At 53.4% G+C, this 22,305-nt stretch carries 15 protein-coding genes; 5 read left to right on the top strand and 10 right to left on the bottom strand.

Going from position 1 to position 22,305, the window contains the following annotated elements; translation table 11 throughout:
* Window positions 1-32 precede the first annotated feature (32 nt).
* The 6 genes from NST84_RS14315 to hydE are packed head-to-tail and all read right to left on the bottom strand — an operon-like array spanning window position 33 to window position 8,634.
* Window positions 33-1,778: an NADH-dependent [FeFe] hydrogenase, group A6 gene (locus NST84_RS14315; RefSeq protein ID WP_342566210.1), complete on the bottom strand. Its 1,746-nt coding sequence runs from the start codon at window positions 1,776-1,778 to the stop codon at window positions 33-35.
* 8 nt (window positions 1,779-1,786) lie between these two features.
* Complete coding sequence (gene nuoF, locus NST84_RS14310) at window positions 1,787-3,664, bottom strand: NADH-quinone oxidoreductase subunit NuoF (RefSeq protein WP_342566209.1); 1,878 nt, start codon at window positions 3,662-3,664, stop codon at window positions 1,787-1,789.
* A 40-nt stretch (window positions 3,665-3,704) separates the two neighbouring features.
* On the bottom strand, window positions 3,705-4,205 hold the full coding sequence (gene nuoE / locus NST84_RS14305; RefSeq protein ID WP_342566208.1) for an NADH-quinone oxidoreductase subunit NuoE: 501 nt from the start codon (window positions 4,203-4,205) through the stop codon (window positions 3,705-3,707).
* A 25-nt stretch (window positions 4,206-4,230) separates the two neighbouring features.
* Complete coding sequence (locus NST84_RS14300; RefSeq protein ID WP_342566207.1) at window positions 4,231-6,522, bottom strand: thiamine pyrophosphate-dependent enzyme; 2,292 nt, start codon at window positions 6,520-6,522, stop codon at window positions 4,231-4,233.
* Between the two features lie 22 nt (window positions 6,523-6,544).
* Window positions 6,545-7,537 carry a 2-oxoacid:acceptor oxidoreductase family protein gene (locus NST84_RS14295; RefSeq protein WP_342566206.1) on the bottom strand — a complete coding sequence of 331 codons (993 nt, stop codon included), beginning with the start codon at window positions 7,535-7,537 and terminating at the stop codon, window positions 6,545-6,547.
* A 47-nt stretch (window positions 7,538-7,584) separates the two neighbouring features.
* Window positions 7,585-8,634 carry a [FeFe] hydrogenase H-cluster radical SAM maturase HydE gene (gene hydE / locus NST84_RS14290; protein WP_342566205.1) on the bottom strand — a complete coding sequence of 350 codons (1,050 nt, stop codon included), beginning with the start codon at window positions 8,632-8,634 and terminating at the stop codon, window positions 7,585-7,587.
* 882 nt (window positions 8,635-9,516) lie between these two features.
* On the opposite strand from hydE, the gene NST84_RS14285 reads away from it, so the two are divergent.
* The 3 genes from NST84_RS14285 to tlp all read left to right on the top strand — a co-directional run bounded on the left by NST84_RS14285 (window position 9,517) and on the right by tlp (window position 15,357).
* Entirely contained in the window at window positions 9,517-10,749 is a 1,233-nt protein-coding gene (locus tag NST84_RS14285; protein ID WP_342566204.1) for a nitrate/nitrite transporter, read from the top strand.
* A gap of 37 nt (window positions 10,750-10,786) precedes the next feature.
* Window positions 10,787-15,022, top strand: a complete 4,236-nt coding sequence (locus NST84_RS14280) for a sulfite reductase subunit alpha (RefSeq protein ID WP_342566203.1) — start codon at window positions 10,787-10,789, stop codon at window positions 15,020-15,022.
* Window positions 15,023-15,132: 110 nt separating this feature from the next.
* The gene (gene tlp, locus NST84_RS14275; RefSeq protein ID WP_342566202.1) at window positions 15,133-15,357 is read left to right on the top strand and encodes a small acid-soluble spore protein Tlp; all 225 of its coding nucleotides are present in this window, start codon (window positions 15,133-15,135) and stop codon (window positions 15,355-15,357) included.
* Between the two features lie 144 nt (window positions 15,358-15,501).
* On the opposite strand, the gene NST84_RS14270 is transcribed toward tlp, so the two are convergent.
* Together NST84_RS14270 and NST84_RS14265 are read right to left on the bottom strand one after the other, a co-directional pair.
* Entirely contained in the window at window positions 15,502-16,401 is a 900-nt protein-coding gene (locus NST84_RS14270; RefSeq protein WP_342566201.1) for a fumarylacetoacetate hydrolase family protein, read from the bottom strand.
* Window positions 16,398-16,529, bottom strand: coding sequence for a hypothetical protein (locus tag NST84_RS14265; protein WP_342566200.1), 132 nt, complete (start codon window positions 16,527-16,529; stop codon window positions 16,398-16,400). The genes NST84_RS14270 and NST84_RS14265 overlap by 4 nt, the downstream gene beginning before the upstream one ends.
* A 169-nt stretch (window positions 16,530-16,698) precedes the next feature.
* Here NST84_RS14265 and NST84_RS14260 point away from each other — a divergent pair, with 169 nt between their 5' ends.
* Entirely contained in the window at window positions 16,699-18,453 is a 1,755-nt protein-coding gene (locus tag NST84_RS14260; protein WP_342566199.1) for a histidine kinase, read from the top strand.
* Entirely contained in the window at window positions 18,443-20,137 is a 1,695-nt protein-coding gene (locus NST84_RS14255; protein ID WP_342566198.1) for a response regulator, read from the top strand. Before NST84_RS14260 ends, NST84_RS14255 begins: the two co-directional genes overlap by 11 nt.
* Window positions 20,138-20,307: 170 nt before the next feature.
* On the opposite strand, the gene NST84_RS14250 is transcribed toward NST84_RS14255, so the two are convergent.
* On the bottom strand, window positions 20,308-20,613 hold the full coding sequence (locus tag NST84_RS14250) for a hypothetical protein (protein ID WP_342566197.1): 306 nt from the start codon (window positions 20,611-20,613) through the stop codon (window positions 20,308-20,310).
* A gap of 78 nt (window positions 20,614-20,691) precedes the next feature.
* On the bottom strand, window positions 20,692-22,245 hold the full coding sequence (locus NST84_RS14245) for a hypothetical protein (protein WP_342566196.1): 1,554 nt from the start codon (window positions 22,243-22,245) through the stop codon (window positions 20,692-20,694).
* Between the last annotated feature and the right edge of the window lie 60 nt (window positions 22,246-22,305).

Raw genomic sequence — 22,305 nt, 5'->3', positions numbered from 1 at the left:
GACTCCACTTTTCCTTTTTATATGAATTTTAATCAGTATTTCGTCCGCACCGTATAATGCGTATGCAGCAGCTCATGGGCCAGATGGCTGTTCGGCTCGCCGAGGAACTCAGCGTACAGCTGCTTGATGAACGGATTGTGATGGGATTTGCGGACGGTCTGGGCTTCATCCTCTGAATAGATCGCTTTGGCCCGCAGCGCTTTGACATCCAGCCGGCTGCTGGCCGCAGCGTTTAGAATCGGCTGTCCCCCGCCTGTAATACAGCCGCCGGCGCAGGCCATGACTTCCATGAATTCATAATTCTTTTCTCCGCGCTGCATAGCTTCCATTAACTTGCGGGCATTGCCGAGCCCGTGGACAACAGCTGTCCGGATCTTTCGGCCGTCCGGCAGCTCAACCGCATTCTCCTTAATGCCATCCATCCCGCGTACAGCGGTATACTCAATAGAATCGAGCGGCTGGCCGGAGACCAGCTCAAAGACGGTACGCAGAGCCGCTTCGGATACTCCGCCAGTCGCCCCGAAAATTGTACCGGCTCCAGATCCAACTCCAAGCGGATTATCAAATTCCTCATCCTTCAGATTTACAAAATCAATCCCTGCTTCCTTAATCATCGCCGCCAGCTCGCGGGTTGTGAGCACCCAGTCCACATCCTGCATATCTTTATTGGACAGCTCCTCACGTGCACCTTCAAACTTCTTGGCCGTGCAGGGCATGATGGAGACAACCGTTATCTTCTGCGGGTCTATGCCAAGCTTGCCGGCAAAATAAGATTTAACCATGGCGCCTTCCATCTCATGCGGCGACTTGCAGGTAGACAGGTTATCGAGCATATCAGGGAAGTTATGCTCCATAAATTTGACCCAGCCCGGGCAGCAGGAGGTCATCAGCGGCAGGTTCTGTCCGCTGGACAGACGGGAGAGCAGCTCGGTGCCCTCCTCCATAATGGTCAGATCCGCCCCGAAGACGGTATCGAACACTTTGTCGAAGCCGAGCCGGCGCAGCGCGGCAACCATTTTGCCGGTTGTACGCGTACCGACCGGCAGACCAAACTCTTCGCCAAGGGCCACTCTTACAGCCGGGGCCGTCTGCACAACGACATACTGGTCCGGGTCAGCGATGGCCTCCCATACATCGCGGATATTCTCATGCTCGGTCAGAGCGCCGACCGGACATGCCATAATACACTGGCCGCAGTTGACACAGGTTGACTCTGCCAGCGGACGGCCGAAGGCTGTAGAAATTACGGTGTCAAAGCCCCGCTTGGCGAAACCGATCGCACCAACGGTCTGAACCGTTCCGCAAGCGCCGACACAGCGGCCGCAGAGGATACATTTAGAGGCATCGCGTACAATTGCCGGAGACGAATAATCCTTTTCCCGGCTGGAATGCTCACCGGTATACGTCACTTCGCGGATGTTAAGCGAATTCGATACACTCTGCAGCTCGCAATTGCCGCCGCGTGAGCAGCTGAGACATTCCCGGTCATGATCGGAGAGAAGCAGCTGGGCCGATGTCCTCCGGGCATCGCGGACCTTCTTCGTATTCGTCTGAATCTTCATGCCTTCCTCGGCGATCAGCGTACAGGAGGCGATAAGCCGCGGTCCGACCTCGACCAAACAGACACGGCAGCTGGAGGAATGATTAACTCCCTGCAGGTAACAAAGGGAAGGAATAGTTATACCTTGATCCCGGGCGGCTTCCAGCACCGTGGTGCCTTTGGCGATTTCCGTCTCAATCCCGTCGATCATGATTTTGACCGTGTTCAAGCTGATCACTCCTATCGTCAGACTATCGCTACCGCCTTGAATTTGCATACATCGAAGCAGACGCCGCACTTGATGCAGGCCGCCTTATCAATCACATACGGCTCCTTCACCTTGCCGGATATGGCATCGCTCGGGCATTTGCGCGCACAGAGGCTGCAGCCTTTGCACAGCTCCGCATCAATTTCATAGGAGATCAGCGCTTTGCAGACACCGGCCGGGCATTTGCTGTCCGTAATGTGAGCGAGATATTCCTCACGGAAATATTTTAAAGTCGATAGCACCGGGTTTGGAGCCGTCTGCCCGAGTGCACACAGAGATGCATTCTTGATCTGCAGGGACAACTGCTCCATGTTGTCGAGGTCCTCTAGCGTGCCTTTGCCGGAAGTGACTTTATCCAGCATTTCCAGCAGCCGCTTCGTTCCGATCCGGCACGGGGTACATTTGCCGCACGATTCATCCCTGGTGAAATCAAGGTAGAACCGCGCCACATCGACCATGCATGTATCCTCATCCATAATGATCATCCCGCCTGAGCCCATCATCGAGCCAAGGCTGGTCAAGGTATCGAAATCAATCGTACAGTCCAGATGCTCCTCGGTCAGACAGCCGCCGGACGGGCCGCCGGTCTGGACGGCTTTGAATTTTTTGCCGCCGGGAATGCCGCCGCCGATCTCAAAAATAACCTCACGCAGCGTAATGCCCATCGGGACCTCAACCAGTCCGGTATTCACCACCTTGCCGCCAAGCGCGAACACTTTGGTGCCCTTCGACTTCTCGGTACCGATTGCGGCATACCACTCTGCCCCGTTCAGAATAATCTGGCCGATGTTGGCCAGCGTCTCCACATTGTTGATAATGGTCGGCTGGCCCCACAGCCCTTCAACGGCCGGAAACGGCGGCTTGGGCGTCGGCATTCCCCGGTGTCCTTCAATCGAGTGGATCAGCGCGGTTTCTTCACCGCAGACAAATGCCCCTGCACCCAGACGCACCTCAATATTAAAAGCAAATCCCGTCCCGAAAATATCATCGCCCAGCAGTCCATATTCCCTGGCCTGATCCAGCGCTTTCGAGAACCGCTGAACAGCAATCGGATATTCTGCCCGCACATAGATGAATCCCTGGTTCGCACCTATGGCATATCCGGCTATCGCCATCGCCTCAATAACAGAATGCGGATTGCCTTCAAGGATCGAACGGTCCATGAACGCCCCCGGATCGCCCTCATCAGCATTGCAGATGACATACTTCTGCGGTTTGTTCTGCCGGGCTGCGAACTCCCACTTCAGTCCGGTCAGGAAGCCGCCGCCGCCCCGGCCGCGCAGTCCGGATCTTTTTACGGTGTCAATGACCTGCTCAGGGCTCATCGTTGTAAGCACTTGGGCAAGCGCACGGTAGCCGTCACTCGCAATATACTCATCTATCACTTCAGGGTCGATCACACCGCAGTTGTGCAGCGCGATCCGTACCTGTTTTTTATAGAAATCGGTTTCTTCAAAATTCAGCAGCTCATCGCCCTGGCGGGTCTTCTCATAAATCTTTTTGTCATACGGCTTGCCGTTGACCAGATGCTGCTCGACCAGCGCCGGAATATCCTTGACCTCCACCCGGCTGTAAAAAATCCCCTCAGGATAGACGATCACAACCGGGCCTAGCTCACACAGCCCAAAACAGCCTGTGCGCACGATCTCCACCTGAGTCTGGATGCCGCGGCCAGTGACTTCCTGCTCCAGCGCAGCGATTATTTTATTCGAATCCGATGATGTGCAGCCTGTGCCCCCGCATACCATCACTGATCTGAAGGAAACCGATTCTCCTGATGCCCCGCTAATCCTCCGGTTATCCAGCCGTCCCTGGGTAAGCGTGCGGATGGCATCAAGATCCGTTAACAGTTTCATGCCGATACCTCCCGTTAACAATTTGCGTGTACTGCGGGAACTAGTTATATTCCTTAAGCATTTTAGGCACGGCGTTCGGCGTCAGGCGTCCATGCACCTTTTCCCCGATAGTCAGTACAGGGGCCAGCCCGCAGGCTCCCAGACAGCGCGTCGCTTCCAGCGTAAATTTATTGTCCTCTGTCGTTCCCTGAACCGGAACCTTCAGCTCTGTGCTGAGCCGGTCCAGAATGCCTTGAGCCCCCTTAATGTAACAGGCAGTGCCCATGCAGACATGGATAACATGCTCCCCTTTGGGAGTAAGTGAAAAGAAATGATAGAACGACGCAACGCCGTAGATTTCGCTCATAGGTAAATCAAGCTCTGCCGACACCACCTGAAGCACAGGCTCAGGCAAAAACCCGTACACATCCTGAACCTCATGCAGTACAGGAATTAAAGCACCCTTCATCTGCTTAAATTGATCGATGGCCAGCTTGATCTGCTCCAGCTTCCGGTCGGCTTCGGCAATGGTGCTGTTGCTGCAAGATTGATGTTGTTCCACTCAGACGGCTCCCTTCCATCCCGATTTAGAGCAGCTCATGCTCATGTCTAAGCTTCAGGCGGCTCCAGCGGCGTTCAATTTCATTCTCAAAATCCTGCAGCAGCCCCGCGTCCTTCACCAGATGCTTCGTTTTGCCCATACGCTTCAGCCAGTCGACGGCAGGAATGCGTTTTCCTTTATCCTCAGGATTATAAGTAATGCGGGTGATGCCCTGTTCAATCTCATACAGCGGGAAAAAGCAGGAATCCACCGCCGCCTTTACCAACTCATTGCCCTGATCATCCGGCGTTTTCCAATTGAGCGGACAGGCGCAGAGTATTTTTCCGTAAGCGGTCCCGGCATTGTTGGCGTACCACTGGGCTTTCGCCGCTTTTTGCAGCAGGTCCTGGGGATTACTCTCCGCTCCGGTGAACACATAAGGGATGTTGCAGGCAGCGAGAATTTGGGCGGTATCCTTGTGATGGCCTTTTTTGCCTTTTTGGGCTACGCCGACGCCTGAAGTACTGGTCATGTGACCCACCGGTGTACTGTAGGACAGCTGCGATCCGGTATTCATATAGCCTTCGTTGTCATATTCCAGAATGATCATTTTATGATTGCGCAGAGCAGCACCAACGGTGGCCCCCATCCCGATATCCATGCCGCCGTCCCCGGAGACCATGACAAAGGTGACATCATCCGCAACCTGGATCTCTCCGCGCCGCTTCAGTTCATAGAACGCATCCACCATGCCGGCCAGCGTAGCTGCCCCGTTCTGGAAGAGATTGTGCACGAAGGTCTGCTTATGCGAGGAATACGGATAGCTTGCAGTAACTACATAAGCGCAGCCGGTCTGGAAGAGAACAACCATATCACCTTCGATGCCTTTAAAAAAGAGTTCCAGCGCAGACAGCGCACCACAGCCGGGACAAGCGCCATGTCCGGGAGCAAGTCTGTGCGGCTTCACGGTCAATTGCCGGAGTGGCGGCAGCTTCACCTTGAGCAGTCCCGTTTCTTCACTCTGTGTGACTTGAATCAGCCCTGTTTTGTAGGCATTTCCGTGCAGCGGCTCCATTACGGGGGCGTGAGCATCTTTTTCCTCGCCCGGATAATAGCCATAGTAGTCAAAAGGCTTCTCAGCATAGCCCATTCCGGCCGCTTCGATTGTAAGCTGGAAGAAAGCTGCCGCATCGTCAGCATAAAAATCCTTTCCGCCCAGTCCAAAGATACGGGAGAGGACAATCGTGTTGTTATCGGGATCAACCTGCAGCGCCGAACGGATTTCATGGATGAGATTTCCGCCTTGGGCACCGTAGGAATCAGCCCGTTCACCCACAAGCAGCGCCTTGACGTTCTTAAGCGCGGCGCGCAGCTGTTCAGCCGGGAACGGACGGATGATGTTCGGACGGATCAGCCCGGCTTTAATGCCTTTGGCACGGAGCTGGTCAACGGTATCTTTGGCCGTCTCACCGGCGGAGTTAAGCAAAAATAAAGCGTATTCAGCATCTTCCATCCGGTACAGATCGAGCACCTTATATTCCCGGCCGGACATGAGCGCATAGTCTCTGGCAACCTCGCTGTACACCTCGCCCGCTTTCTCCAGGGCTTCTGACAGCTGATAGTGATTGTTCAGCAGATCATCGCCGCCCATGTGGGCCCCGATCGTTACCGGACGGGACGGATCAGACACATTCGGATAGCTGTGGTTCGGGTTCGGTCCGACAAAGCCTTGAACCACACTGTTGTCTTTAAAATATTTGACCTTACGCTTCTGATGCGAAGTAAAAAATCCGTCGTAAGCTACAATTACCGGTAGCCGTACCTCTGAGTGCTCGGCGATTCTGAGCGCCATAATGTTCATGTCATAGACCGCCTGCGGTGTACTTGCCGTCAGGATAACCCAGCCTGTGTTTAAACCATAATATAGGTCGGAATGATCGCCGCGGATATCCAGCGGACCGCTGATTGCCCGGGTTACGAGGTTCAGCACCATCGGAAACCGGGTTCCCGACTGGGTTGGCAGCTGCTCCAGCATATACAGGAAGCCTTGCGAGCTGGTCGCGTTAATTACCCGCGCTCCGGCCATTGCAGCACCATAACAGATTCCCGCCGAGCCATGCTCCCCGTCAGCAGCAACGAGCTGAATGTCATGCTGCCCGCGGGCTTTCATCTGGTCAAGATATTGGGCAACCTCGGTCGAGGGGGTTATCGGAAAATAGCCCATCATATGATAATTAATTTGCGCAGCAGCGGTTGCCGCCATTTCATTGCCAGATTCGAAGCAAGTGACCTGCTCAGCCGGCAATGCTCCAGATAATTGATTTTCACTAACAGCCATTGGTCGGTTCCTCCCTCTTCAATTAACAGAACACTTGGGCAACACGGTGCTGCTCGGCATATCCCGGCTCTTCACGCAGGCTGGTCAGTGCATCGGTGGGGCAAGCCTCTATGCATTTCAGGCAGCCCTTACAGTACTGGTAATCAATGCCCTTCAATACCTGCTGTATCCGCCCGCGTTTATCAGCTTCCGCTTCCCACACGAAGCAGTAATCCGGACACACATTATCGCAGGCTGCGCAGCTGATGCATTTCTCCGCATGAAACTCCGGCAGCAGTCCTGCCCGTGAGCCGCCCAGATCCTTCAATGTACTGTTGCCCTGTGCCGTAATTACGCCGCCGGGCAGCTGTGTTTTATATCCGAGCAGCGACTGCACCCGCTTAAAGGGCTTGATCTGTGAGCCCGCCGGCACTTCATAGGCCCTGAACTGCACCTCATTGTAGCCCCGGTCGAAGGTGCGGAGGTTGGGCTCCACGAGCTGCGGGTACTTTTTCTCAAACGTCCGGCGGATAACGGTGCGCATCGCTTCAGGATCAAGAAAATCACAGATGCGGAACATCGCACCGAGCATCGCGGTGTTAATCTTGGTCTTCTCCTCTACGGCTATGCCCATCGCATCAATCAGGGCCACGGTACCGGATTCAACGGCAAGACTGGCCCGCACCTCATCAAAGCCGCGGGTGGTATTGACCAGAATAACCCCGTCCGGCTGCAGGCCGCTGGCGACATTCACAATCTTGTACAGCGCTTCATGAAAAACGGCGATCAGATGCGGCTGCTCAATTGGGCTATGATCTCTGATCTCCATTTCCGGATCACAGAACCGGACAAAGGTTTTGACGGGTGAGCCCTTTTTCTCCGAGCCGTAGGACGAGAAATTAGCGGCATTAAAGCCCAGCTCCAGCGCTCCGGTCTCGGCCAGCATTTTGCCGGCCAGATTGGCGCCAAGCCCGCCGATGGACTCCAGGCGGATTTCATAGAAGCCGAGTGCATTTTTCTTGGTCAGGGTAGACAACGGGTTTCCTCCTTCAGTTTATAAAGTGAAATTATTCACTTACTGTTTTATAGTTGTGCCTTATAGCTGCAGTGATCTCCCCGGCTAAACTCCATCCGGTAGCCGGAGACGGCGATCCGCATTTCAAGGCAGCTGCGGCAATGCTCCGGCTCATCGCCCGTGCAGATTTTTTGCTCATACAGGGCGTATTTGCTGCGGATTTGCAGCGGTGACAGGATGGGCATGACGACATTTGCACCTGCCTGGATTGCTTTTTCCCGGCCGGACGGGTCCAATGTGCCCATTGCAGTTGTTGCAGGCATTAGGGCTTCCGGCACCATAAGTCTGGCCATCGCGATCATTACCAGCGTATCTTCCACTGTTCCGCCCGCCGCGTCTTTAAGCGGTGTTGCACTGTGCGGGATGAACGGGCCGATGCCGATCATCTCCGGATGAAATCTTTTTACGAACAGCAGATCCTCAGCAAGATGCCGGTGTGTCTGGCCGGGAAGTCCGACCATAAAGCCTGCTCCCACCTGATAGCCAATCTCCCGAAGGATGCGCAGGCAGTCCATACGGTTATCGAACGACATGCCCGGATGCAGGGATTCATAGAGCGTGCGGGACGCAGTCTCATGCCGCAGCAGATAGCGGTCAGCGCCGGCTTGATACACTGCACGGTAAAATGCCTCACTCCGTTCCCCGGCTGACAGGGTAATTGCAGCATCCGGAAAACGCAGCTTCATCTCACGGATAATGGAGGTCATTACCTGCACCGTATAGATGATATCCTCCCCGCTCTGCAGCACGAACGACCGGTAACCCAGCTCATAGCCTTCCGCCGCACATTCGATAATCTCCTCATCTGTGAGCCGGTAACGCTCTGCACTGGAATTGGAACGGCGCAGTCCGCAATACAGGCAATCCCGCCTGCAAAAGCTGGAAAATTCAATCAATCCACGCGGGTAAACGCTTACACCATAATGCTGCTTACGGACCTCTGAAGCCCGGATGTACAGTTGCTGCTTCCATTTGGGAGTCAGATGCCCGAGAAACCAGACGATTTCTTCCTCAGTCAATTCATGCTGTTCAGATAATTTGTTAAGCAATGCTTCCATTGTTCAGTGGCCTCCGTCCTTGCGGCAGGCTTAAGCCATAGCGGATTGCTGTGCCCTCTGGTTTGCTAAAATAATTTACTCGCTAAGAATACTCTAGACTATGCCGCAGCCGATGCTTAAATGCCGGGTTTTGTCTGCAGGTTATGATCTTTTTGGGAATTGTTGAAAAGTGTATGCATAACGGGTATGCCGACAGGGTTTGTCGGAGATGTGTCATTCTCAGTCCAATTGAGAATCGGGGCGGATTGCTTCTACTTAAATAGAACACAGCTAACATAAAAAAACTTGGTCTGCCCAATCAACAAACACGTTTTTCGAGACGATTCAAATAAAGGTCGGGATCTCGGCGGAATCAAAGGCGGTTTGTGCCTTCGAGAAGTCGGGACTCGGAAGTAAAACCCCCCCTCGATTGAGTTCCTCTTGCAGTTCGGAAAGTTACCCATTAGAAGAAGGTTTCCACAGAGTTAATGATACGGCCAGACGCAGAAAAAAAAAGAGCGACGACAATCTGTATCTCTAAATGTAATATTACCTAACACAAGTACCGGAAAACGCTTTAAGAATAGCATAAATATAAATAAATAAAAATTTACATGTCATCATTATTGACATTTTCAGTGTGACTATTTATATTGACAATATAAGATTTCAACGACACAACATTGTGTCAACGAAGGAAACAGCGGGTTCTCCCCACAATGTTGTGGCTGGACGGCTTGTTGTACCTGCATTCTTACATTTGTTTATAAAGTCAGCTACGATGACGTGGCTGCAATTGGCAACGGGGCCGATTAACACAATCCGCAGGTATGCGGGTTCTGTCAGTCGGCCCTTTTTTGTCAATTTACTTACTTGGGGTTTATTAAAAGGAGGAAGTCAGCAATGGAAGCAAAAAGTTTTCGCAAGGCGGGTCATGCCCCGAGTCTGTTATCAGCTTTTTTGTACTTTGACGTAAGTTTTATGATTTGGGTGCTGTGCGGAGCGCTATCGCTCTACATTACCAAGGATTTCGGATTGTCAGATACCCAAAAAGCAGCCATGGTCGCCATTCCTATCCTCGGCGGTTCGATCTTCCGGATTCCCATGGGGATCCTGGCAGACCGCATCGGGAGCAAAAAAGCGGGCCTGGCCGGGATGTTTCTTACCATAATCCCCCTCCTGTGGGGCTGGCTTGGCGGAAGTAGCCTGCTGCAGATTCATATGATCGGTTTCCTGCTCGGTTTCGCAGGTGCAAGCTTTGCTGTATCGCTGTCCCTTGCAAGCCGCTGGTACCCACCGCAATATCAGGGGCTGGCGATGGGTATTGCCGGTGCAGGAAATAGCGGAACCGCGCTGGCCACCTTTTTCGGACCGCAAATCGCTCAGGCTTACGGATGGCACAGTGTGTTCGGATTCGCGCTGATACCATTGGGGATCGTAATGATAGTTTTTGCTGTATTGGCTAAAGATGCGCCAAATGCCCCTGCGCCCAAAAAACTCAAAGATTACCTCAGCGTCTTCAGACATGCGGATACCTGGTGGTTCTCGATGTTCTACGCCATTACCTTCGGCGGGTTTGTCGGGTTCGCCAACTACGCGAGCATTTTCTTCTATGATGTATACGGCGACGGCGCACACCCGGGAGGGCTGACCAAAATCCAGGTAGGATACCTGGTCACTATTACAGTCGTCGCGGGCAGCTTCTTCCGGCCTTTAGGCGGATGGATTGCAGACCGGATTGGCGGCATGCGCCTGCTGCTTGTTTTGTACAGTGTAATTTCGGTATGTGCGTTTGCGATTGCCTCAATGCCGGGTTCATTCCTGGTAATGCTGCTCTATACCAGCGTGATGATGGCCTGCCTCGGGATGGGGAACGGCTCGGTCTTTCAGATCATCCCTCAGCGCTTCTCCAGTGAGATCGGAGTCATTACCGGCATTGTCGGTGCTGCCGGAGGTCTTGGCGGATATCTGCTGCCGACTTACGTCCTGGGCCCGTTGAAGCAGTCCACAGGCTCACAAGTTACCGGATTTCTCGTGGTTGGTTCCATTGTGCTCCTCACCACGCTTATCTTCTACGCTGTAACAAGATCCTGGAGAAAATCCTGGGCGAAGGCAGAATCCGGGGTTAATTTCTAATCAGCTCGTACACAAAACTTCGGGGTGGTGAACTCACATGACAACTGGCAAAGTTAAAAGCGTCTGTCCTTACTGCGGGGTTGGCTGCGGGATCATACTCGAAGTATCCGATAACCGCGTAGTCAAAATCACCGGGGATAAGGAGCATCCGGCCAATTTCGGCCGGTTGTGCACCAAAGGCAGCACCGCTGCAGCTGCGATTACAGAATCCGGCCGGATGGAGTATGCCTGCATCCGTCCAACCCGTGGTGCTGAACCTGTAAAAATGGAAATCAGCGCAGCCATCTCCGAGACCGCGAAACGGCTACGCAGCATTCTGGAGGAACACGGCCCGGATGCACTCTCCGTCTATGTATCGGGGCAAATGTCGCTGGAGGCCCAGTATCTGATTAACAAGCTGGCCAAAGGCTTCATCCGGACACCGAATATTGAGTCCAATTCACGGCTGTGTATGGCTGGTGCCGGCAACGGCTACAAGCTCTCCCTGGGCGCGGATGGCCCTCCGGGTTCCTATCAGGATATGGATCAGACCGATTTATTCTTCGTTATCGGCGCCAATATGGCCGATTGTCATCCGATTCTGTTCCTGCGGATGATGGACCGGGTGAAGAACGGCGCCAAGCTGATTGTTGTTGACCCCCGGCGGACGGCAACGGCCGAGAAGGCCGACCTGTTCATGCAGATCAGACCCGGAACGGATCTGGCCCTGCTCAACGGGCTGCTGCATCTGCTGGTTAAGAACGGCCATACGGACCCGGCCTTTATCTCCCGTTTCACCTTGGGCTTTGAGAGTATGGAGGAATTCCTGGAGGATTATCCGCCGGATAAAGTCTCCGAAATCACCGGCATCCCGGAAGCGGATATCCGTAGGGCAGCTGAGTGGATTGGTGAGGCTCCGGAGTGGATGTCCTGCTGGACCATGGGTCTCAACCAGAGCATTCACGGCACCTGGCACACCAATGCTATCTGTAATCTGCATCTGGCTACAGGAACGATCTGCCGTCCGGGGAGCGGCCCCTTCTCCCTCACCGGACAGCCTAATGCCATGGGCGGCCGGGAGATGGGTTACATGGGGCCGGGTTTGCCCGGACAGCGTTCTCTGGTGTCTGAGGCTGACCGCAGCTTCATAGAGAAGCTGTGGGAAATTCCCCAAGGAACTCTACGAACAGATGTCAGCGGCGGTACCATCTCCATGTTCGAAAGCATGATCACAGGCAAGATCAAAGCCTGCTGGATTATCTGCACCAATCCGGTGGCTACCGTTCCGAACCGCAAGAAGGTCATTGCTGCGCTGGAAGCAGCGGAGCTGGTCATTACTCAGGATAGCTTCCTGGATACCGAGACCAACCGGTATGCAGATATTCTGCTGCCCGGAGCCCTATGGGCTGAAGGTGAAGGCGTGATGATTAATTCGGAGCGCAATCTGACCCTGATGCAGCAGGCCGTGAAGCCGCCTGGAGAAGCCCTGCCTGACTGGCAGCTTATCGCCCGGGTAGCCGCTGAGATGGGTTATGCTGAGGCTTTTTCCTACTCTTCATCAGCCGAGGTCTACGCGGAAATCCAGCAGGCCTGGAATCCGAAAACTGGATATGACCTGCGCGGAGCCACCTATGAACGGCTAAGAGAAACGCCTGTGCAGTGGCCGAGTCCGCCGGATCAGCCGAACGACCGGAATCCCATCCGGTATCTGAACCGTCAAGGCGGCACAGCACAGATTGACTATTCAGATCACAGTTCTCCGGATCTCGTGTTCCCGACAGATAGCGGAAAGGCTGTGTTCTGGGCACGTCCGTATATGCCGCCTGCAGAGCTGCCGGACAGCGACTATCCCTTTGTGCTGAATTCCGGCCGCCTGCAGCATCAATGGCATACGCTGACCAAAACAGGCAAGGTCCAGAAGCTCAATAAATTGAATCCGGGCCCCTTTGTGGAAATCCATCCGGAAGATGCTGAATCCCTGGGAATTAAAGACCGGGAGGCGGTGGAGCTCCGTTCGCGGCGCGGGCTGGCCATTCTTCCCGCGGTTCTTTCAGACCGCGTACGCCCCGGTAACTGCTTTGCCCCTTTTCACTGGAATGATGTCTTTGGGGTACAGCTGGCTGTCAATGACGTCACTAATGATGCCGTCGACCCTATGTCCTTGCAGCCCGAGTTGAAATTCTGTTCGGTTTCTCTGCTCAAGGCAGCAGTTCAGCCTGACGGGGAACTGCATACGCCAGCCACAGACCAGAGTCCGGCTTCACAGCCAGCAAGCACTGAGACCGTCCACCCTGAGGAGGCCGTAACGATGAAGCAGATCGACACACTCGCAGGACTGCTAGGGATTGAAGCCTCCGCAGACCTGAATCTGGATAGCCGCGAACAGGCATATCTGTCCGGCTTCCTCACCAGCCTGCGCACCGAGGCTGGCCGGACCACTTCCAATATTCCAGTTTTACCGTCCAGCGCACCTTTTGAAGCACCTACCCGCTTCTTTGTAGACGGCCTGCTGGCGGGCATGTTCTCCCGCGCCTCGCTTCCCGGGGCGGAAGCTTACGCTGGAACTAATACTTTATCAGGACCATCCGCTTCGGATGCTGCCCCGTTACCGGAGAGTACCGCTGCAGCCAAGCTTCCGGTAACTATTCTTTGGGCTTCACAGACGGGGAATGCGGAGGGTGCAGCCATTGACAGCGCCAGGAAGTTACAGCAAGCCGGTTATGATGTACGGCTCGTAAATATGAACCAATACTCCGTGAGCGATCTGGCCAAGAACCGGTTTGCCCTGTTCATCGCCAGCACCTTCGGAGCAGGTGACCCTCCGGACAATGGCGAAAGCTTCTTCCAATCCCTCAAGGCAGAGAATGCCACGCAGCTTCAGGATCTGCGTTATGCTGTGCTCGCTTTCGGGGATTCCAATTACGATCTTTTTTGCGGCTTTGGGCGGAATCTGGATACCCGCCTCCAGGAGCTTGGCGCGCAGCGGCTGCTTGACTGTGCTCATTGCGATACAGACTTTCAAGAGCAGGTTGATGCTTGGACGCATGATATTTCTGAACTATTGAGCGGATTTACAGATAGCCCGAAGCCTACTCTACCCGACGCAGCAATCAGTATCCCGTCCACTCCGGCCACTGTATCCGTCCCGGTTATCCCAAGTTCGGAACCACGTGGATATCACCGGAACCACCCGGTACCTTCACGGCTGCTGTTCAAGCAGCATCTAAACAAGGCCGGATCTGAAAAAGAAACCCGCCACTATGCCTTCGACCTTTCAGCTGCCGGGGTCCGGTTCGAAGCCGGTGATGCTCTGGGCGTGTGGCCTGCCAACTGCCCGGATCTGGTCCGCGAGCTGCTGCATACGCTGGGCATTGAGCCCTCTACCCCGGTGCTGGTCAAAGGCCAGGGACACCTGCCGGTGGCCGAAGCGCTGCTCCGTCATTTCGAGATTGCCCGGGTGACACCGGATATGCTCCGGTTCATCAATGACCGCTCTCAGGATGCCCGGTTAAGCCAGCTGCTAGAGAATGAGAACCCGGCGGAGCTCAAGCAATGGCTGTGGGGCCGTCAGCTGATCGATGTGCTGCAGGAAATTCCGGTTTCGTTTAGCGCACAGGAGCTTGTGGAGCAGCTTAAGCCTTTGCAGCCCCGCCTCTATTCGATTTCTTCTAGCCCAAAAGCAAATCCGGACGAGGTTCATATTACCGTTTCCACCGTCCGCTACGAGAATAACGGCAGCCCCCGCAAGGGAGTATGCTCCACCTTTCTCGCAGACCTTGCAACAGAAGATACGGACATTCCCATTTTCATTCAAAAGAATGCCCATTTCCGCCCGCCGGCTAATCCCGATGCCCCGATGATTATGGTCGGTCCAGGTACTGGCATTGCACCGTTCCGGGGCTTCCTGCAAGAGCGCAAAGCATCCGGTGCCAAGGGAAGAAACTGGCTGATCTTCGGTGAACAGCGGGAGGAAAGTGATTTCTATTTCCGCGAAGAGCTTAAGGATCTTCAACAGGAAGGTTTCCTGCACCGGCTGGATACGGCCTTTTCCCGCGATCAGGCTGACAAAGTTTATGTACAGCACCGCATCCTTGAGCATGGAGCCGAACTCTGGGCCTGGCTTCAGGAAGGCGCGCACTTCTACGTATGCGGAGATGCCCAGCAAATGGCCAAAGAGGTAGATGCCGCGCTGAAGATGGTTATCCAGCAACACAGCGGCATGACAGCGGATGAAGCGAATCAGTATGTAAAAGAAATGACCTTATCCAAGCGGTATGCGCGGGATGTTTATTAAGCAGAAAGTGTTAGATCTTATGGAAAAAAGATGCATAAAATCGTCCGGCAACGATCAACCTACAGGTTAGCGTCCTTACGGCGCGCTAATCACAGGAGGTGTTCGTACAAATGGCAAAGCCGGATAACCGTGCAGACAATGTAGAGCATTTACAGCAAAGCATTCAGCACACCATGCAAAACCTGGATGAAGCTGAAGACTATTTAAACGAGTTTTCTTCTGAAATCAGCAGCAAAGAACGTGATCAAATCGAGGCAAAGAACGAACGACGCAAAGAAAGCATCAAAGGCTTCCGCGAGGAAATTAAGGACGAAGCCGCGCATTCCGAGGAGTAGACAGCTAATGGCGATGCCCCCCATTTTACCTGGGTGGTATCGCCATTTGTTTAATTCGGTCCTATGCTCATACTGGCTGTTTCCCTATGCAGCTCTACTTGTGCGCCTGAAGTACAGAGATCACGGTTCAGCTTGCTATATAATTTAATGTGCCGTCATCGTATTGGTCAGATTGCCAAGCTTTTCAATCTCAACCGTTACCACATCGCCAGCCTGCAGATATACCTGTTTCTCTTGCGGATACCCTAGAACTACACCCTCCGGTGTTCCAGTGAGAATGATGTCTCCCGGCTCCAGTGTCATATGCTGTGAGACGTAGCTGATGATTTCATCGCAGTGGAAGATCATATCCGACGTGTTGGATGATTGCCGCACCTCACCGTTCACACTGCACGATATCCGGAGATTGTTCGGCTCCCGTACTTCATCAGCAGTGACCAGATATGGACCCACTGGGGCAAACTTGTCACAGGTTTTGCCGAGCAGCCACTGCTGGGTCCTGAACTGCAGATCGCGGGCAGACAGGTCATTCGCGCAGCAATAGCCGAAGACGTAATCAAGCGCATCTTCCTTGCTCACATTGCTAGCTGTTCGGCCGATGACAATTGCCAGTTCTGCCTCATAGTCTACTTGCTGTGATACCGCAGGTAAAGGAACATCCTCCAGATGCCCGGCCAAAGCATTGTTAAATTTGCTGAACAGAATCGGGGTCTGCGGGATCGCCGATCCAGTCTCTTCCGCATGCTTGCGGTAGTTAAGGCCGACACAGAGGATTTTACCCGGACCAGTCACTACCGGCCCGAAAGTTAGTCCATTGTCATCCAGCAGCAAATAGCTGTTGTCCGGGTTACCGGTAACGAAACCGGCAAGGCTAAGCAGCTTATTGAGAACTGCATCTCCTCCTGAAATGGCCTGGTGGATATTTAAGCCGGTTAATTCCGCCTGACCGCTCGCTACTGCAGCACCGGCAACATTCACAACCCCCGAATCCGTATGTATACCAAGCCGGTAACTGCCATCCTGCATATAATTGAGCAGCTTCATCGTAATCTCTCCTCCTTGCATAGTGAAATCTCGCTTGCTTTTACAAGAATAGCACATCCTTCGATATATAACCGCAGCTGGAGCGACACCATTTTATCCATCAGCAGCTTCTCTGCTTTGCCGTACATACCATGAACAAGAACTTATGCATGTCATCATTAGTCTAAGTATTGCGCGTATCCTACACAGCTACGATCAGGGTGGATAAATCTACCCGCTTTGCCTCATGCATTGACAGTGGCGAAAAAGGGTCGTTAAACTGGTCTTACAGGTCAAAAATGCGGAGGACCACCGGCTATGAGGAAGCTGCTGCTTTTTATGCACAAAATCCGCTTTAAAATGTTCATCATCATTCTCGCCTGCATGCTTACAGTTGCGCTGTCCATCAGCCTGATCGCCTACCGGTATATAACCGATCTGCTGACCGAAAAACAGATGAGCCAGATGAAATCCTATTCTGACCGTCAATCCGAGCAGCTGGAGCGGATCCTGTCGGATATAAAAGCCCCGCTCGGCCAGCTGGCCGGAAAGCTGTCGGAAACCGACCAGTCGCGGGAAGGCGTTACCAATGTACTTCGAATGTACCAATATTCCGTGTATCCATTTTCGAGAGGCATGTATTTCATTGCTCCGGACTACTCGATTTATGAAACTGCACAAACCACTGTGCTGCCGGAGCCGCTTATTGATAAGTTGTTCGCCTCTGCCCGCGACTCCTGGACATCTCTGCAGACAGCCGGGCCTTACCAGTCGGAGAGTAAAGGACTTGTGCTGACGATTGCCGTAACCGTTTACAGAGGAATGGACATTCAGGGCATTCTCGCTGCCGACATCGATCTGCTGGCCCTGAACGAGCTGATTGCGGGCATGAACCCCTCTCCTACCACCTCCACCCTGCTGTTCAACCCGGATATCCAGCCGATCCTCAGCTCTGTTAAAGTACGGCAGGACGAATATAGCGGTCTTTTTCCCCAGATCAAAAGCTATCTTCAGCAGGCAGCCGACGGCGTTCTCCCCTTGTATACTAAGGATGAAGAATTTGTCGCTCTGTTCGGCAGCCCTAACTCCCAGAACTGGCAGCTGGTCAGCTTTGTTGACAAGCAGGACATTCTCGCTCCGGTCACTCAGCTGCGGGCTTATGCTATCTATCTGGTGCTCTTTTTTATCCTGATGTCGCTGATTATCTCCTTCTTCCTTGCCCGTTACATCGACGGACCGATTTCCGGCCTGATTCTGCAGATGCGCCGTATTCAAAAAGGCAACCTGGGGCTAAGGGTCCACCTGAAGCGTAAGGATGAGTTCCGCACACTGGCGGACTCCTTTAATGTTATGCTGGATCATATCGGGGAGCTGATCGACGACAAGCTGAGAATTGAAAAGATGAAAAAGCAATACGAATTCCGCGCGCTTCAGGCTCAGATTAACCCACATTTTCTCTATAATACGCTAAATTCCATTAATGCCCTGGTTGATCTGAAGCGGACGGACGAAATCGCCAAGGTGCTGCATGCGCTCGTCAATCTGCTGAATTATTCGATGGGCAAAGGGGAAGCGCTAACCACGCTGGACAATGAGCTGCAGGGACTGAAGCATTACGTGTATCTGCAGCAGATCCGCTACCAGAACAAATTTGATGTTACCTTCAAGGTGGACGATGAAATCCTTGATTGCCATATTTTGAAGCTGACCCTGCAGCCGATTGTGGAAAATGCCATTTTTCACGGAATTAAGGAAAAACGGCGCGGAGACGGGCAAATCACAGTAAGCGGCAGTTTGTACAAATCCAAAATTGTGCAGCTCTACGTTGAAGACAACGGCACTGGTATTGCACCCGAACGTCTTGCCGGACTATTGGAGCCTTCTGACAATGATACTCATGCTGCTGAAGAGCTCCCCCGTTATTCATCAATGGGGCTTAGGAATGTTCATGAGCGGCTGCAACTGCAGTTCGGTGAGGCTTACGGTCTGAAGATTGAAAGTACCGAAGGGCTGGGGACCAAAATCATTATTTCTTTCCCGGCCTTGAGAGGAGGACAGGCAGATGAGCATTAATCCGGTTGTACTGGACAAAATCCGCTGTATCGTTGTGGATGACGAGGCGCTAATCCGCGAGAGATTCCGCTATGCTTTTCCGCTGGAGGAGCATGGGTTTGAGATCGTAGGCGAAGCAGAGGACGGTGAAGAAGCACTGGAGCTGTGCAGACAGCTTAGTCCTGACATTGTTATCACCGATGTCGTAATGCCCCGGATGAACGGACTTGAGCTGACAGAGGAGCTGAAACGGCTCATGCCTCGGGTTAAAGTGATTATTTTGTCGAGCTTTCAGGAGTTTGAATTTGCCCGTAAGGCAGTTATGCTCGGGGCGCTGGGCTATCTGCTGAAGGTGACCTCGGGTTATCAGGAGCTGCTGGAGATTCTGATTCAAGCGCGATCTGAAATCGAAGCCGACCGTGAAAAGATGCTGCTGTCCATTGAGGAACGCAAGCATCTGCAGGACAGCCAGCCGCTGCTGCGCAAACAGCTTATCCTCGATATCCGCTCCGGGGCCGTGCAGTCCCTCTCCAAGCTAAACAGTACCTGTGATTTCGTGAATTGGCACCGGCCGGAGGCGGCTTTTGTAATGGGGATGGTCAGCATCGACCGGTATAGCGCACTGTCCCGGACGTTTCATCCCAAGGATCTCTCCCTGTTCAAGTATGTGATGATGCGTCTTATTGAGGAGCTTGCTGACAGGAATCTGCTATGCAATGTGTTTGAATGGGAGCAGCAGAGTATCGGACTATGGATTCAACTGCCTGAAGCTTACATAGATCAGACGGAGCATCTGCTGTTCTATGAAAATATTTTACATCATGCGAGAAAATATTTGCCGTTCACTGTTTCTGTCCGCATAAGCACTGAACACCGCATGGATGCAGGTCCGCACGCCTGGCAGGCGTCGTTCGGATCAGCCTTCGCCGAGTTAGAGGAGTTGAAAACTGACTTGTTCTATCACGGGCACGGCGGGCTGCATGTTTACGGTGCCGGGTTAACTGCGGGACAGGAAACTCTGCGCGGGAAGGAACACGTTGTTGCAGGAGATGCTCACACCCTATCGTTGTCTGCGTTTCCCGACCCTGATGAACGGCTTGCCGGCTGGAGTGATCCGTCACAGCTTCAGCGTCTGGTGCATGACGAATACATACGTCCGGTTACCCGGATGCAGCTCCGGCCTGCTGAACTGCTGCGCTGGATGGAGGAGCTGGCCGTACGCTGGACTACGGCGGATGCTGATTCCCGCAGCCGTTTTCACTCTGAACTCGGCGGGATCGAAACGATCTTCGACGCCGAAGAATTTCTGCTGCGCCTGTTCCTGTGGAAGCAAAGCACCAGCCAGCTGTCCTTCGACCAGCCTGTGCAGCGCAGTGAAATACAGAAGGCGCTGGACTATGTAGCCAGGCATTACCGGGAGCCTGTCAGTGTAGCGGATATCAGCGAATATACAGCCATCAGCCCCAACTACTTCAGCCATTTGTTCAAAGCTCAGACCGGCATCAACTTCTCCGATTACGTGACCCGCTACCGCATTGAGAAATCCAAACAGCTCCTGCGTGAAACGGATAAGCAGGTTGGTGAAATCGCCGAGCAGGTCGGCATACCCGATTACAAATACTTCGCCCGGATCTTCCGCAGACTGGTCGGCAAGACGCCCAGCCAGTACCGGGAGGAGGAAGGCTTCCATAAGGGCACAGTCTAGTGGCGCCGTTAAACAGGAGTACTCCCGCTATGTGTTCGGGAGTACTCCTTTTTGAATTTGCTGGGACATTAGCCGTAGGCCGCCACATTTGGCTGAGTGAAGGACATGTTGCCTTTCATTTGAGTGCTGCAGCCAGATTGGCCCGAATCAAGGGCATTTTTGCCTTTCATTTAACCGTGGCCGCCATGTTGGGCTGAATCAAAGGGATTTTTCCCTTTCATTTGGTCGCGGCAGCCACATCGGGCCGAATCAAGGGGATTTTTCCCTTTCATTTGAGCGTAGATGCCCCATTTGGCCAAATCAAAGGCATTTTTGCTTTTCATTTGAGCGTAGACGCCCCATTCGGCCAAATCAAGGGCATTTTTGCCTTTCATTTGAGCGTAGATGTCCCATTTGGCCAAATCAAGGGCATTTTTGCCTTTCATTTGAGCGTAGATGTCCCATTTGGCCAAATCAAGGGCATTTTTGCCTTTCATTTGAGCGTAGACGCCTCATCCGATCAAATCAAGAGCATTTATCCCTTCATTTGCACATGGCCCCGCCCCTATATTCACCTAAAGTGCATCATCAGCAACAATCAGCTCGAAGACAGAGCCGGCGGCAAATAGTGTGCCGGACTTCGGTTTGAAGGTCACAGAGGTTACGGCTGCGTTGCTCTTCCAGCGCCCGCCGTACAAGGCCAGCCGGCCGCCGGCTGCGCCGATCAGAGATAGAATATGCTTATGACGGTCGGTCTCTGCATGCCGGATAATGGACAGTGCACCGCAGCCGTATTGGCCTGCCTCCGCCCCGCCGCCCGGAATGACTCCGATTTCATTGTCTGTCTGCAGCACAGTCTCATGGGTGCCCTCGGTATTTAGTTCCCCTTTGGCCGATGCCCTGCGGATTGCATAGCTTGCCGCAGAAGCATCATTGTTCAGCTCGATCAGCAGCCGGTCCTCTGCCGCGCTGCTATTTGTTCTGGCTACCACTACCGCACGGAGGCCGACACTCCCGGCAGGAACCTGAAGCGTGACCGACGCTTCGCCGGAAGCTGAGACAACATGCCTTGCAGCCGGTGTCCCGGACTTATACGCGCTCATGATCGAACCGGGAAGATAAGATTCCCCGCCCATTCCCGGGAAATAATGCAGCCGGGTCAATGCCGCCGTGTTCCTTCTCCGGCCGTTCTCCTGGCTGACAGGATAGAAAATATCCTCGTATGCGGCATGCTGGCTTATCCACGGCTTATGGAAATCCGTGCTGCGGTATTCCGGATACATGACCACCAGATTGCCGAAGGAATCCGCCGGAGCTGCTGCTGCTGTTGACCAGCCGACCCGTTTCTCGTTATAAAATTCATCGATGATTTTAGCATCCGCAATCCCTTCGCCGCCGAAACGCTGAATAGGATAATTGGATGAGGCGCTATCCTGATTAAGCTCCTGATAGACCCGGTCGCCCTGACGGGTGGACACATTATGGCTGGACCGGAGATACATAAGCAGGATCAGATGATTCGCATCCGTTGGCAGTGTGCCGAACGTAAACTTCTTGGACTGCGCATCCGGCAGCCGGTCTGCGGCCAGAAGCGCTTCATTGACTGCATACAGGGTGATGATGGAGCCCGTAGCCCACTGGTTAACCCCTCCGGGCACATTTTGCCACGGACGCAGAGTGATAGCGTCAATTGCTGCTGTATTCTCCCAGGCTCCGGCATGACGCTGCAGCCTGGTCTCCAGCGAAGATCCCATGGAATGCCACAGCTTCAGATTATCCGTGCGGAAGGCAAACGGAAAGAGCAGATATCCGCCCCCGTATCCTGCTGTTGAAGGAGGAATGTCCACGCCCTGGGCAACATTGGTATTCGTTGTGCTGGTTGTCGTTACCGCAGAGCCTGTAGCCACGAACTCCCTTCGGTTATAATGGGCGGCAGTATCTCCGTTCAGAATAACTTCGCAGAATCTGCGCTCGGTGTAAGTCTGGGCAGCATTGACTTCAATAACCAGATGGCGGGTGCCCTCAGGCACAAGCGCGGACAGGGAGCTGAATGTAATCTCAGTCCCCGGCGAAGCTTCCACCTTAATTTCAGCTATACGCATTAACGGTAATGAAGATAGAATACTCATGAATAATCGCTCCTTTTTAATTGGAATAGACATTCTATGAACATAAATCCTGCTATTTCC

The sequence above is a fragment of the Paenibacillus sp. FSL R7-0345 genome (assembly GCF_038595055.1).
Taxonomy (GTDB): Bacteria; Bacillota; Bacilli; order Paenibacillales; family Paenibacillaceae; genus Paenibacillus_AQ.
Note: the sequence above shows the minus strand (reverse complement) of the source record. Positions and strands in the feature narration are given on the sequence as shown.